8 protein-coding genes are annotated in these 14,611 nt (G+C 52.8%); all 8 read left to right on the top strand.

Annotation, left to right across the window (positions count from 1 at the left end; all coding sequences use genetic code 11):
- The first annotated feature begins 11 nt into the window (after window positions 1-11).
- The 8 genes from pilQ (at window position 12) to eno (ending at window position 14,237) form a co-directional block, all read left to right on the top strand.
- Window positions 12-2,057 (top strand): type IV pilus secretin PilQ, encoded by a 2,046-nt coding sequence (gene pilQ / locus J4377_RS03630; protein WP_253486837.1) that lies wholly within the window; start codon window positions 12-14, stop codon window positions 2,055-2,057.
- Entirely contained in the window at window positions 2,057-2,623 is a 567-nt protein-coding gene (aroK, locus tag J4377_RS03635; RefSeq protein WP_038481630.1) for a shikimate kinase AroK, read from the top strand. The genes pilQ and aroK overlap by 1 nt, the downstream gene beginning before the upstream one ends.
- Complete coding sequence (aroB, locus tag J4377_RS03640) at window positions 2,620-3,726, top strand: 3-dehydroquinate synthase (RefSeq protein ID WP_095602658.1); 1,107 nt, start codon at window positions 2,620-2,622, stop codon at window positions 3,724-3,726. Before aroK ends, aroB begins: the two co-directional genes overlap by 4 nt.
- Window positions 3,727-4,286: 560 nt before the next feature.
- The gene (gene gltB, locus J4377_RS03645; RefSeq protein ID WP_253486839.1) at window positions 4,287-8,744 is read left to right on the top strand and encodes a glutamate synthase large subunit; all 4,458 of its coding nucleotides are present in this window, start codon (window positions 4,287-4,289) and stop codon (window positions 8,742-8,744) included.
- Between the two features lie 33 nt (window positions 8,745-8,777).
- Window positions 8,778-10,196, top strand: a complete 1,419-nt coding sequence (locus J4377_RS03650; RefSeq protein ID WP_253486847.1) for an FAD-dependent oxidoreductase — start codon at window positions 8,778-8,780, stop codon at window positions 10,194-10,196.
- Window positions 10,197-10,334: 138 nt separating this feature from the next.
- Window positions 10,335-11,990 carry a CTP synthase gene (locus tag J4377_RS03655; protein WP_038481645.1) on the top strand — a complete coding sequence of 552 codons (1,656 nt, stop codon included), beginning with the start codon at window positions 10,335-10,337 and terminating at the stop codon, window positions 11,988-11,990.
- Window positions 11,991-12,007: 17 nt separating this feature from the next.
- Window positions 12,008-12,877: a 3-deoxy-8-phosphooctulonate synthase gene (gene kdsA, locus J4377_RS03660; protein WP_038481648.1), complete on the top strand. Its 870-nt coding sequence runs from the start codon at window positions 12,008-12,010 to the stop codon at window positions 12,875-12,877.
- 70 nt (window positions 12,878-12,947) lie between these two features.
- Window positions 12,948-14,237, top strand: a complete 1,290-nt coding sequence (gene eno / locus J4377_RS03665; RefSeq protein ID WP_253486849.1) for a phosphopyruvate hydratase — start codon at window positions 12,948-12,950, stop codon at window positions 14,235-14,237.
- Window positions 14,238-14,611: the final 374 nt, after the last annotated feature.

Raw genomic sequence — 14,611 nt, forward strand, 5'->3', positions numbered from 1 at the left:
GGATATCGCTTATGGCTGCTAAATGTTATCGAACGTTGCTGTTATTAATCGCGGTAGTGCCATCGGTCTGCATGGCATCAGTGCTTACTAATGTCGATGTGCGCCAAACTCATAGTGGTGACGTTGAGTTAGTGTTGCAGTTCAGTGGCGGCGTTGCCCAGCTAAGTGGCTATCGATTAGATGCACCTCCTCGTCTAGCGCTGGATTTGGCAGATACACAAAGTGCGCTTGCCGAACGCCGTATTGGTGTCAGTAGTAGTGTTGTTGAACAAGTGACGGTGTTAGAGGGCAGTGGACGGACGCGTCTCGTGGTTGATTCGAATGAATCCCTTGATTATACCGCTCGAGTCGTCGGTGAGCAGTTAAGAGTCACCTTAGCATCAGGTGGTTCTGTGTCTATGCCGGCACCTCAAGCGACTAACGCTATTCAGACTTCCCCGTTCATCCAGGGGCCGCGTGTTGAAAATATTGATTTTCGGCGCGGAGGTGATGGTGCAGGACGTGTCGTGGTGACATTTGATCGTGCTGGTGTGGTCGCTAATGTGCGTGAAGGTAGTGAAGGCGGCATTATAGCGGATCTGCGTAATGTGGCGCTGCCTGATGCGCTTAACCAGGTTTACGATGTCACTGATTTTGCGACGCCGGTTACCCGTATTACCCCTCATCTTGGACAGCGTGATGTGCGGCTGCAGCTACAAACGAACGGCCCCATCGCGATGGCTTCATCGCAAAGCGGGCGTACGTTGACGATTGAAGTGCAGCCGGTGAGTCAAGCTACACAACAGCAGCGAGAACAGCAGGGAATATCTTTCACCGGAGAGCGGTTAAGCCTGAACTTTCAAGATATTGAAGTGCGTGCAGTGCTGGCTACTCTGGCAGAGTTTACTGGCCTAAACCTGGTGGCCAGTGATAGCGTTGCTGGACGCATTACACTTAACTTGAACGATGTTCCCTGGGATCAAGCGCTAGCGCTGATCTTACAAAGCCAGGGGCTGGCAAGTCGGGAGCAGGGGAATGTGATCGTAGTGGCGCCTGCCAGCGAGCTAGCGGCTCTTGAACGGCAAGAGATAGAAACACGCAATCAACGCCAAACGCTTGCGCCATTAGTCACTGAGTTCATTGAGATAAAGTACGCCCGCGCCGAAGACCTTGCCCAGCTGTTACGTGGTGGCGATGGCTTTGGGCTGTTAACTGACCGAGGGCGAGTCAGTATTGATCAGCGTACTAATATGTTACTGGTACAAGATACTGCAGAGCAGGTGCGCGCTATTATCGGCACTTTAGATCGCTTGGATGTCGCCGTCCGTCAGGTGCAAATTGAGGCAAGAATTGTCATTGCCCGAGATACTGCATCTCGGGAGTTAGGGATTAACTGGGGCGCGTCGAGTACTCGCGGCTTTTTAGAAAACGATGATGGCACGTTTTCTCGGCGTAATATTAACCCTAACAACATTAACCGTGCTCAGGGTGGCCTCGCAGTAGATCTAGGTTCAGTGGCTGCTGCCAACACGGGGTTTAGTTTTGGTTATCTATCAGGGGACGTGCTGCTAGATCTTGAGCTGCGAGCGCTGGAAAGTGAGGGCAAAAGCCAGACGATTTCTCAGCCCCGAGTGATCACAGCTAACCAACGAACAGCTATTATTCGTCAAGGCGAAGAGCGGGCTTTTCAGAGCGTAGATACAGAAGGGAATCCAGATACAGAGTTCAAGGAGGCTGAACTCTCCTTGGAGGTAACGCCACAAATTACTCCGGATAACCGCATCATTATGGATTTGGTGATTAAAAACGATAGCTTCCGGGAAAGTGAGTTTGGTGGTGAGCCGCCGATTGATACCAACCAGATAGAGACTCAAGTGTTGGTCGATAATGGGCAAACGGTAGTGTTAGGCGGTATTTTGACAACAGAGCAGTTGAGCCAAATAGCGAAAACACCGCTGCTAGGAGATATTCCTTGGCTTGGGCGGCTATTCCGCTATACCGAAGAGAGCAATGAAAAGGTAGAGTTATTGGTCTTTATTACTCCACGACTACTTGATGATGGTTTGGCGGTTCGCTGATGCAAGAGTTACCCAATATTTTTTTAATTGGCCCCATGGGGGCTGGCAAGAGCACGATAGGCCGCTTACTCGCGGCTGAGTTGTCGCGCTCGTTCTTTGACAGTGATCACGCCATACAAGACCGCTGTGGTGCGGATATCCCCTGGATTTTTGACGTTGAAGGTGAACCCGGCTTTCGTCAGCGCGAAAGCCAGATGATTGACGAGCTCACTCAGTTATCTGGTGTGGTAGTGGCTACCGGCGGTGGCGCAGTGCTGCGCGAAGAGAATCGACGTGCTCTGCGTGAGCGAGGCGCCGTGGTTTATTTGCTGACCACCGTTGACCAGCAACTAAAGCGCACTGCCAAAGATCGAAATCGACCGCTATTACAGTGTGATAATCGTGAACAAGTGCTGAACGACATGTTCGCCACACGAGATCCGCTGTATCGAGCAACATCTGATATTACGGTGCGCACGGATCGGCGCAGCCCACGTGCGGTGGTCAACGAAATTCTGCGTCGTGTCCATCGCATGGTGGACCCTTTAGAAATTGCGCGGGCTCAAAGTAAAAAGGTATCACAATGACTGAAATGACAAGTGCCCAGCGTACGCTAACTGTCGCATTGGGTGAGCGTAGCTACCCGATTCATATTGGTGTTGGGCTTCTAAAACGCGCCAATGTGCTGGAGCCGTATCTCGCGGGTCAGCAGGTGATGGTAGTCACCAATGAGACTATCGCACCGCTTTATTTAGAAACGCTTTGCGCCGGTCTGCCTGGTCATTTAGACATTCGCACGGTAGTGCTGCCTGACGGGGAGCAGTATAAAACCATCGAGCAGGTAAGCCGGATTTGGGACGCGCTGTTAGAGGCCGGCTTCAATCGTCGCTGTACGCTGATTGCCTTAGGGGGAGGTGTGATTGGCGATATGGTCGGTTATGCGGCGGCAGCTTATCAACGTGGCGTTGCCTTTATTCAGGTGCCTACTACGTTATTATCCCAGGTAGACTCTTCGGTGGGTGGGAAGACCGGTGTTAACCACCCGCTGGGTAAAAATATGATTGGTGCTTTTTGGCAACCAAAAGCCGTCATCGTGGATATCGACACTTTGACCACTCTGCCTAGCCGGGAGCTTTCCGCAGGCTTGGCAGAAGTGATCAAGTACGGGTTAATCCGTGATGAGCGCTTCCTAAGCTGGTTAGAAGAGCATATGCAGGCGCTACGTCGTGTTGAGCCTGCAGTGATTGCTGAAGCGATTGCTCAGAGTTGTCAAATTAAAGCCGACATTGTGGCGGATGACGAAACTGAGCAGGGAGTTCGCGCGTTGCTGAACCTGGGGCACACGTTCGGTCATGCTATTGAAGCTCATCAAGGTTATGGCAACTGGTTGCACGGTGAGGCCGTGGGTGCAGGCATGGCGATGGCAGCAACGCTCTCGCATCAGCTTGGCTGGATAGATAGCAATGCACTCGCGCGTGCTAAGGCGGTTGTTGAAAGCGCTGGACTACCGCTAGCCGCACCTGCCGGAATGTCTGTAGATGACTTTTTAGCCCGCATGAAGCTAGATAAGAAGAATATTGATACTCGTCTACGTTTGGTGCTGCTCAATGCCCTGGGTGACGCCTGCGTAAGTGACGCCACGCCGCCTGATATGCTCCGTGAGCTACTTCATCACTATCCGCGCGACTAAATGCCTAGGCGTATTGGCTATAAACAACCAAAAGCCAGTATGGGGAATCAGTACTGATAAGCGGTACTGATAAACAGTGCTTATAAACAGTACTGATAGACCGTATTGCTAAACAGTTTTACAAACAAAGCTGCACAGAAAACCCACCATCGCGTGGGTTTTTTGTTGTTTGGCCGTTAAGTGATGATCGTTCTGTATGTAATCCGTATGCCTTATGCGCTATCGGCATGGGTTTTTTGAGCCAATTGATACTAAAGTCTAGTTATGTATTCAAATCGTTTAAAAATCGTTTAGTTGCTTTGCAAGTGGTTGAAGTTAATATGTTTTTTTATTAAGCGCGAATGCAAATGTAAGATTTGACAAGGTTTTTTAAGGATTGGCTGGTTCTGGGTGATTGCGCTACATGCAGGCAAATCGCTATGCTGAGCGACCTTTTCTTGAAGCGGTGGAAGCGGGAAATGCCCTGTTTTTAATGGGTAGTAAGAAGTCAAAAATAAGAAAAACCCGTTACGATAACATGAAAACACTGCTAAATAAATACGCTGACTAGAGGCACGCCCATGAATAGAGGTCTTCACCAGCCTGGCGAGTTTCGCGATAACTGTGGCTTTGGCCTTATTGCCCATATGGAAGGGCAGGCCAGCCACGACTTGCTGAAAACTGCTATTGAATCACTTACCTGCATGACCCATCGCGGCGGTATTGCGGCAGACGGCAAAACCGGTGACGGTTGCGGCTTACTGCTGAAAATGCCGGTGCAATTCATGCGCGCTGCCGCGAAGCAAGCGCTTGATGCGGAGCTTGGCGAGCGCTTTGCTGTAGGCGTCATCTTTTTGCCAGATGACGATACGCGTGCCGCTCATGCTAAAGAAACCCTTGAGCGCGAACTAAGCAGCCGTGGTTTAGATGTATTGGGCTGGCGCGAAGTGCCCACCGACTCTAGTGTATGTGGCCCAATGGCGCTGGACTGTCTGCCGCGCATTGAGCAGCTGTTTGTTCAGCCAGCTAGTAGTGGAAATTCAGGCAGTGATCGCTTCGATGTTGATCTGTTTATGGCGCGCCGTTATGCAGAGCAAGCGCTACGTAGCGATGAAGACTTTTATGTTGCTTCACTCTCATCAGAAGTTGTTTCCTATAAAGGCTTAGTCATGCCGGAAGATTTGCCGGCATTCTACAAAGACCTGAATGATCCAAGTCTGGAAACCGCCATTTGCGTGTTCCACCAGCGTTTCTCTACTAACACTGCACCGCGCTGGCCGCTAGCCCAGCCATTCCGCCTGCTGGCTCATAATGGCGAGATCAATACGATTGAAGCCAACCGCGGCTGGGCGAACTCTCGTAAAGCCAATTTTGTTAACGAGCGCTTGCCTGATATTGCTGAGCTTGACGAAATCGTCAATACCACTGGGTCAGACTCCTCAAGCATGGATAACATGCTGGAAGTGCTGCTGACTGGCGGTATGGAGCTACATCGTGCGGTGCGCATGATGGTGCCGCCTGCTTGGCAAAACGTTGAGACCATGGACGCCGAGTTACGCGCGTTCTATGAATACAACTCCATGCACATGGAGCCTTGGGATGGCCCGGCCGGTGTGGTAATGACCGACGGTCGTCAAGCTGTTTGTATGCTGGATCGCAACGGCCTTCGCCCCGCGCGCTGGGTGATTACCAAGAATGGCTACATCACGCTAGCGTCTGAAATTGGCACTTATGGTTATCGCCCTGAGGATGTCGTCGCTAAGGGGCGTGTTGGCCCAGGCCAGATGCTGGCGGTAGACACTCAGACTGGCGAAGTACTGCACACCCAGGATATCGATAACCGCCTGAAGTCAGCTTATCCCTATAAGCGCTGGCTCAAGCAGGAAGCCCATTACCTAGAGTCAGCGCTGACTGAGCTTGCGCGTTTCCAGACAATGGACACTGACGCGCTTAATGTTCAGCAGAAAATGTTTCAGGTGAGCTTTGAAGAGCGTGATCAGGTGCTGCGCCCGTTGGCAGAAAGTGGCCAGGAGGCGGTTGGCTCGATGGGTGATGATACTCCCATGGCCGTGCTGTCTAGCCGTCCGCGTCTGCTGACCGACTTCTTTCGCCAAAAGTTTGCCCAGGTGACCAATCCCCCGATCGACCCTCTTCGTGAAGCGATTGTTATGTCGTTGGAGACTTGCTGTGGTGCGGAGCTGAACGTCTTTAAGGCAACGCCTGAGCATGCTCACCGCTTGATTTTGACAACGCCGGTGCTGTCACCACGTAAATTTACTGCGCTGGTCAGCCAGGATGATCCTGCTTTTGCTAGCCACACGCTGTCACTCGGGTACGACCCGGAGCACACCAGTTTGCAGCGGGCAGTCACCTTACTTTGCCAAGAAGCTGAAGCGCAGGTAAAAGCGGGCAAAGTGATTCTGGTGTTGACCGATGCTGACCTTCCCAAAGGACAGTTGCCCATCCAGGCGGCTTTAGCAGTGGGAGCCGTTCACTCTCATCTTGGTCGTTTGGCGCTGCGGCCGAACGCCAACATTGTGGTGGAAACCGGCTATGCAAGGGATGCCCACCAAATGGCAGTGCTGTTTGGCGTGGGCGCAACGGCTGTGTACCCGTGGCTTGCTTACCAAGTGATGGCGGATATGCATCGCACCGGTGAGCTAACAGGCAACCCTGCTGATGCTCGTGAGAATTACCGCAAAGGTCTGCAGAAAGGGTTGTTCAAAATTCTTTCGAAGATGGGTATTTCAACGTTAGCTTCCTACCGCGGCTCTATGCTGTTCGAAGCGGTGGGGCTATCCGATGAGATCATGGATACCTGCTTTGTCGGCATGGCATCACGCATTCAGGGCGCTGGCTTTGCTGAGCTGCAAATGCAGCAAGAGCTGCTGGCGAAGGATGCCTGGATTGCCCGCAAAGGCATCTCCCAAGGCGGTATGCTGAAGTATGTTCATGGCTACGAATATCACGCCTACAACCCCGATGTCGTGAAGTCGCTCCAGGCGGCGGTGCAAGAAGGCAGCTACGCAAAGTGGAAAAAGTTTGCTCAGTTGGTCAACGAGCGTCCGGTTGCCACTATTCGTGACTTGCTTAAGCTCAAACCTGCTGCAACGCCCATTCCGTTAGAGGATGTTGAGCCGATTGAGGCACTGATTCCGCGCTTTGATAGCGCCGGTATGTCGCTAGGTGCGCTTTCTCCGGAAGCCCATGAGGCGTTGGCCCAAGCAATGAATGAGTCGGGCGGGCGCTCCAACTCCGGCGAGGGTGGGGAAGACCCTGCTCGCTACGGCACCATCCGTAGTTCGAAAATCAAGCAGATTGCTTCTGGCCGCTTTGGCGTTACCCCGGCCTATTTGGTCAATGCGGAAGTACTGCAGATCAAAGTTGCCCAGGGTGCCAAACCCGGTGAAGGTGGTCAGCTGCCGGGCGGCAAAGTGAACCAGTTGATTGCCCGGTTGCGCTACGCGGTGCCTGGTGTGACGCTGATTTCACCGCCGCCACACCACGATATCTACTCGATTGAAGACTTGGCGCAGCTGATTTTCGACCTTAAGCAAGTCAATCCAGATGCCCAGGTTTCCGTAAAATTGGTCTCTGAGCCAGGTATTGGCACTATTGCCACTGGTGTGGCGAAGGCCTATGCGGATCTGATCACTGTTTCTGGTTACGACGGTGGTACCGCGGCAAGCCCATTGACCTCTATCAAGCACGCGGGCTCTCCTTGGGAGCTTGGGTTACCCGAAGTGCACCAAGCGCTGCGTATTAACGGCCTGCGCGACAAGATTCGCCTTCAGACCGATGGTGGTCTCAAAACGGGTCTGGATGTCGTTAAGGCGGCGATTCTGGGGGCTGAAAGCTTTGGCTTTGGTACGGCGCCGATGGTGGCGCTGGGCTGTAAGTACCTGCGTATTTGCCACCTGAATAACTGCGCCACCGGCGTAGCAACGCAAGATGACTTCCTGCGTGGCGAGCACTTCCGCGGCACTGTCGACATGGTGAAAAACTACTTCCGCTTTATTGCTGAAGAAGTGCGTGAACTGATGGCGATGCTAGGGGTGTGTCAGTTGACGGACCTGATTGGCCGCACCGATCTGCTTGAAGTGTTGGAAGGCAATACGGCCGCTCAGCGTAAATTGGATCTAACCCCGCTGCTTTCGAATGATTTTGTGCCTGCAGATGCACCGCAGTTCTGTAAAGTGAGTCGTAATGTGCCCCACGATCCCGGCGCTAAGAACCAGGAAGTGCTGGCAGCACTAAAAGAGGCCATTGAAAGTCAGTCTGGCGGAGAGTTTGATTTCACCATCACTAACTGTGACCGCAGCGTAGGTGCATTGAGTTCTGGCGCGATTGCCAAACTCTACGGTGAAGATGGCTTGGAATCAGCCCCGGTCACTGCGCGCTTTACCGGGGTAGCTGGCCAAAGCTTCGGAGTGTGGAACGCCCGTGGCTTAAACCTCTATCTCGAAGGCGATGCCAACGACTACGTGGGCAAAGGCATGAACGGTGGCAGCATTGTGATTGTGCCGCCCAAGGTTAGCCAGTTTGAAAGTCACAAAACCGCCATTATCGGTAACACCTGTCTGTATGGTGCGACGGGCGGCACGCTGTTTGCCGCAGGTACTGCGGGTGAGCGTTTTGCCGTGCGTAACTCTGGGGCTACTGCTGTTATTGAAGGCGCAGGTGACCACTGTTGTGAATACATGACCGGGGGCTTGGTCTGCGTATTGGGTGAAACGGGCGTTAACTTTGGCGCGGGCATGACCGGAGGTTTTGCTTACGTCCTGGATGAAGACCGTACCTTTGTGGACAAGTACAACCACGAGCTGGTCGAAATCCACCGGGTCAATACCGAAGCGATGGAAGCGTATCGCCGTCATTTGCGTGAAATGATCGAAGCCTACGTTGCGGCGACAGGCTCCGCTCGGGGCGCGGCGATTCTGGAAGACTTCGGCGACTACGCGCGCCACTTCTGGCTAGTGAAGCCAAAAGCGGCGAGCTTGGGTAGTTTGCTGAATCAATCTCGGCGTCAGCCGGAATAACCCGCCAGAGCCTACGCTTCGAGGAGAGAGATCATGGCTAACCGTTTAAATAACGATTTCCAGTTTGTAGATGTGGGTCGTCAAGACCCACAGAAAAAAGCCGCACACACACGGTCAAAAGAGTTCGCTGAAATTTACGAGCCCTTTAAGCCCACCGATGCAGCGAGTCAGGCGCACCGTTGCCTGCACTGCGGCAATCCGTACTGCGAGTGGAAGTGCCCGGTACATAACTACATTCCCAACTGGCTTCAGCTAGTGGTGGAAGGCAATATTATTGAAGCAGCCGAGCTTTCACACAAAACCAATTCGCTGCCGGAAGTGTGTGGCCGCGTGTGCCCGCAAGATCGTTTGTGTGAGGGCGACTGTACGCTGAACGACGGCTTTGGTGCGGTTACCATTGGGTCGGTAGAGAAGTACATTACCGACACCGCGTTTGCGATGGGTTGGCGTCCGGATATGTCTAAGGTGGAGTGGACCGATAAGAAGGTCGCCATCGTAGGTGCCGGGCCTGCGGGTCTTGGTTGCGCTGATATCCTGGCACGTAATGGCGTCAAACCCGTCGTATTTGATAAGTATCCCGAGATTGGCGGTCTGCTTACCTTCGGTATTCCAGAATTTAAACTGGAAAAGAACGTGATGGAGCGTCGCCGCGCCGTCTTTGAAGAGATGGGCGTCGAGTTTCGTCTGAATACCGAAATTGGTACCGACATCGAATTCGATACGCTGCTGCAGGGGTACGATGCTGTTTTCCTGGGTATGGGGACTTACAAGTACATGGAAGGTGGCTTCCCCGGCGAAGATTTACCTGGCGTGTATAAAGCGCTCGATTTCCTGATCGCCAACGTTAATCGTCGCTTAGGCTTTGAAAAAGATCCTAACGACTTTATCTCGATGGAAGGTAAACGTGTGGTGGTGCTTGGCGGTGGTGATACGGCGATGGATTGTAATCGGACCTCGATTCGCCAGCACGCCGACAGCGTGATCTGCGCTTATCGCCGTGATGAAGAAAACATGCCCGGTTCCCGCCGTGAAGTTGCTAATGCGCGAGAAGAGGGCGTTGAGTTTCTGTTCAACCGCCAGCCGGTTGCGGTGGTAGGTGAAGAGCAGGTCGAAGGGGTTAAGGTCGTGCGTACCCGTTTGGGTGAGCCCGATGAAAACGGCCGTCGACGTCCTGAAGTGGTGCCTGGGTCTGAAGAAATTATTGCCGCCGACGCAGTAGTGGTAGCTTTCGGTTTTCAGGCAAGCCCGGCACCGTGGTTCGATAGCGCCAATATCCAGGTCGATGAGCGTGATCGCGTAAAAGCGCCAGAGCATGGCCAGTACGCCTACCAAACCAGCAATGCGAAAATTTTTGCTGGTGGCGATATGGTGCGCGGCTCTGATCTGGTGGTCACCGCGATTTACGAAGGCCGCCAAGCTGCTGAGGGGATTTTGGATTACCTAGGCGTTTAGTTTTGATAGTGAGGGGCGTCTTCGCCCCTCTGCCACCTGCAGTTCAAATTGAGCCTTTAGGCGTACTCTGCTATTCTGTCATCCCATCCTGGTGTGGCTTTCTGTTACGCCTTTTGATCACGTTTCGACAGGTTTTCCATGACACGATATATCTTCGTGACCGGCGGCGTTGTGTCCTCTCTTGGCAAGGGCATCGCGTCGGCCTCGCTGGCGGCGATTCTAGAGGCCCGCGGCCTTAAGGTCACCATGCTCAAGCTCGACCCCTACATCAACGTGGACCCGGGCACCATGAGTCCTTTCCAGCACGGCGAGGTGTTCGTCACCGAAGATGGCGCCGAGACGGACTTGGACTTAGGGCACTATGAGCGTTTTATTCGCACCAAAATGACCCAAGGGAACAACTTCACGACGGGGCGCGTGTACGAAAATGTACTGCGCAAAGAGCGCCGTGGTGATTACTTGGGCGGTACCGTTCAGGTCATCCCTCATATTACCGATGAAATTAAACAGCGCGTCTATGCTGGCGGTGAAGGCTTTGATGTGGCGCTGGTAGAAATCGGTGGCACGGTGGGGGATATCGAATCACTGCCGTTCTTAGAGTCTATTCGTCAGATTCGTAGTGAGCTTGGCGCTAGTCGAGCGATTTACATGCACCTTACGCTGGTGCCGTATATCAAGACGGCAGGCGAGACCAAGACCAAGCCGACTCAGCACAGCGTCAAAGAGCTACGCTCGATTGGTATCCAGCCGGATATTTTGATTTGCCGTAGCGAAGTAGAGCTTGAAGAGAGCGAGCGCCGTAAAATCGCCCTGTTCACTAACGTGGAAGAGCGTGCCGTTGTACCGTTACAGGATGCCGATACTATTTATCGGATTCCGTTGATGCTGCATGAGCACGGTCTGGACGACATTGTTTGCGATAAGCTGCGCCTGGAAGCAGAGCCTGCCGATCTTTCCGAATGGGTCAAAGTGCTGGATTCCAAATTGAATCCGCTGAAGTCGGTAAGTATTGCCATGGTCGGTAAATACATGGAGCTGCTGGACGCCTATAAGTCGCTCAACGAAGCGCTTATTCACGCAGGCATTCAAGGGCGTATTAAGGTCAATGTTGACTATATCGACTCCGAAGATATCGAGCATCACGGCACCGAGCGGCTAGCTGGCAAAGATGCCATCTTAGTACCTGGTGGCTTTGGCGAGCGCGGTGTGGAAGGCAAAATTCTTACCGCTCAGTTCGCGCGTGAAAACAACATTCCCTACCTGGGTATTTGTTTGGGCATGCAGGTAGCGGTCATCGAATTTGCCCGCAATGTGGCTGGCTGGGAAGATGCTAACTCTACCGAGTTTACCCACGACACCAAGCACCCTGTGGTGGGCCTGATTACCGAGTGGATTAACGCTGAAGGTAAGATCGAGCTGCGTGACGCTGCATCTGACTTAGGTGGCACCATGCGTCTAGGCGGTCAGGTCTGTCACTTGAAATCCGGTAGCAAAGCTCGCGAAGCCTACGGTGCTGATGAGATTGTCGAGCGTCATCGCCACCGCTTTGAAGTCAATAACCAGTTTATTGATGAGTTAGAGCAGGCAGGTCTGGTCATTTCTGGCAAGAGCGTCGATCAGTCCTTGGTAGAAGTCGTCGAGCTGGCTGACCACCCTTGGTACGTGGCGTGTCAATTCCATCCGGAATTTACCTCGACACCACGTGACGGACACCCGTTGTTCTCTGGGTTTGTTAATGCTGCCTTAGAGCACAAAACGGCACGTACGCGCGCTCATACAACGACTCAGGAATAAGAGGGAGAGCGAATAATATGTCTTCGACTTCTCAATCATCCTTTCCAGAGCGTCATATTAACGTTGCCGGCCTAACCGCCGGCAATTCTTTGCCGCTAATGTTATTGGGCGGCATGAATGTGCTGGAGTCAGCGACGCTTGCTGATGAAGTGGCGCAGGCCTACGTTAATGTGACGCAAAAGCTCGGAATGCCTTATGTCTTTAAGGCAAGCTTTGATAAAGCGAACCGTAGTTCTATCCACTCTTATCGTGGACCTGGGCTAGAAAAAGGTTTGCAGATTCTAGCGGATATTAAAGCGCGCTATGGCGTGCCCATCATTACCGACGTTCATGAGCCTTGGCAGGCAGAGCCTGCGGCTGAAGTCGCTGACATAATTCAGCTGCCAGCGTTTCTTGCCCGCCAGACCGATCTAGTGGTGGCGATGGCTAACACCGGTGCGGCGATTAATATCAAAAAACCGCAGTTTCTAGCACCTCACGAAATGCGCCATATCCTCACTAAGTTTCAGGAAGCCGGTAACGACCGTCTGATGCTATGCGAGCGTGGTACTAGCTTCGGCTACAACAACCTGGTGGTGGATATGCTAGGCGTTGGCGATATGAAACAGACCGGTTACCCGGTGTTTTTCGATGTCACCCATGCCTTACAGCGCCCGGGTGGCCGTGCGGACAGTGCCGATGGCCGTCGTGCCCAAGTGGCAGAGTTGGCCCGTGCGGGTGTGGCCGTTGGTTTGGCGGGTATCTTCCTAGAAGCTCACCCTGACCCAGATAATGCTAAGTGCGATGGACCCTGCGCACTGCCATTAGATCAATTAGAGCCATTTTTGACTCAGCTTTCGCAGCTAGATGCCTTGGTGAAGGGGTTTACGCCTTTGACCATCCGTTAACCGCGACGGCAAATATGGTATACATTGGACCCACAATCATCCATTAGACTGACAACCAAAGGACACTGTTATGACCAAAATTGTTGAAATCAGCGCACTAGAAGTGCTCGATTCCCGCGGCAACCCTACCGTTCAGGCCATGGTTCGCCTGGAGAGTGGCGCCGTAGGTGAAGCATGTGCGCCAAGCGGCGCTTCTACAGGCTCCCGCGAAGCGCTCGAGCTGCGCGATGGCGACAAGACACGCTACCTTGGCAAAGGCGTTTTAAAAGCCGTTGAGGCCGTGAATGGCAACATCAGTGCTGCGTTGTTAGGAATGGATGCGCGTGATCAGCGTGGGCTGGACGACGCAATGTTAGCCCTGGATGGCACTGAAAATAAGGCGAATCTGGGTGCGAATGCCATTCTGGCGGTGTCGCTGGCTGCGGCTAAAGCCGCTGCCAATGCTAAAGGTGTGCCGTTATATGCGCACATTGCCGAGCTTTATGGCCAGCCGGGGCAGTACAGCATGCCGGTACCGATGATGAACATTCTTAACGGTGGTGAGCACGCCGATAATAACGTTGATATCCAGGAATTCATGGTACAGCCAGTAGGCGCGGCAAACTTCCGTGAAGGCCTACGCATGGGTGCGGAAATTTTCCACGCGCTAAAAAAAGTACTGTCTGCTAAAGGCCTTTCTACGTCCGTGGGTGACGAAGGCGGCTTTGCCCCTAACTTGGCATCTAACGCAGATGCCCTGGCGGTCATTAAGCAAGCTGTTGCTGATGCCGGTTACGCACTGGGTAAAGACGTTACCTTGGCGCTAGACTGTGCCTCTTCCGAGTTCTACAAAGATGGCCAGTACAATCTTTCCGGTGAAGGTAAAAGCTACGATGCCGAAGGGTTTGCCGATTACCTGGCAGGCCTTTGTGCGGACTATCCGATCGTTTCCATCGAAGATGGTATGGATGAATCAGACTGGGCGGGCTGGAAAGCACTGACTGACAAGCTGGGCGACAAAGTACAGCTGGTTGGCGACGATTTGTTTGTTACCAATACCAAGATTCTTAAGCGTGGTATAGACGAGCAAATTGGTAATTCAATTCTGATCAAATTCAACCAGATTGGCTCGCTGTCTGAAACGCTGGATGCGATCAAAATGGCCCAGGACGCTGGTTTTACCGCGGTTATTTCACACCGTAGTGGTGAAACTGAAGATACGACGATTGCCGATTTGGCCGTGGGCACCTGTGCAGGCCAAATTAAAACGGGCTCTCTGTGTCGTTCTGACCGCGTCGCGAAATATAACCGCCTGCTCGTCATCGAAGCGGAATTGGGTGATGTGGCTTACCCTGGCTTGAAAGCCATTAAAGGGCAGTAAGCGAAAATGAGCGTCGGCGTGTAAGAGATGTCTCAAGATTTTGTAAGAGATATCTTACAAATGCCGGCGCTAATCGCTCAAATGCTTTTTTATTTTATCTTATGTTTTTGATTTTTATGGTTTTTTTGTAACGGGCGAGCCGCAGTGGCTCGCCCGTTGCCGTTTTGGTCTGCTTGAGTTGTGATGGCTTTGTGCCACAATGCATTCAGGACAGGGGAGGCAAGGATGCTTCAGGCAGGATGCAACGGGATGCAGGTCAGATACGCTAGGTGACACAGTGATGTGGGCTCTGGCAAGGATGGTATCTGAGGAGTTTGACACAGGGAGAGGTCAGAGGAAGTGCTTGGAGCGGGCGGCCTACGGGCCGCCTTTTT

The organism is Halomonas sp. XH26 (assembly GCF_024138895.1).
In the GTDB taxonomy this organism is placed as follows: Bacteria; Pseudomonadota; Gammaproteobacteria; order Pseudomonadales; family Halomonadaceae; genus Vreelandella; species Vreelandella alkaliphila.

Bases quoted from the DNA above. Each gene is read 5' to 3' on its own strand.
- kdsA (WP_038481648.1), top strand. From the start codon at position 12,008: ATGTCTTCGACTTCTCAATCATCCTTTCCAGAGCGTCATATTAACGTT.
- aroB (WP_095602658.1), top strand. From the start codon at position 2,620: ATGACTGAAATGACAAGTGCCCAGCGTACGCTAACTGTCGCATTGGGT.
- pilQ (WP_253486837.1), top strand. From the start codon at position 12: ATGGCTGCTAAATGTTATCGAACGTTGCTGTTATTAATCGCGGTAGTG.
- J4377_RS03655 (WP_038481645.1), top strand. From the start codon at position 10,335: ATGACACGATATATCTTCGTGACCGGCGGCGTTGTGTCCTCTCTTGGC.
- aroK (WP_038481630.1), top strand. From the start codon at position 2,057: ATGCAAGAGTTACCCAATATTTTTTTAATTGGCCCCATGGGGGCTGGC.
- J4377_RS03650 (WP_253486847.1), top strand. From the start codon at position 8,778: ATGGCTAACCGTTTAAATAACGATTTCCAGTTTGTAGATGTGGGTCGT.
- eno (WP_253486849.1), top strand. From the start codon at position 12,948: ATGACCAAAATTGTTGAAATCAGCGCACTAGAAGTGCTCGATTCCCGC.
- gltB (WP_253486839.1), top strand. From the start codon at position 4,287: ATGAATAGAGGTCTTCACCAGCCTGGCGAGTTTCGCGATAACTGTGGC.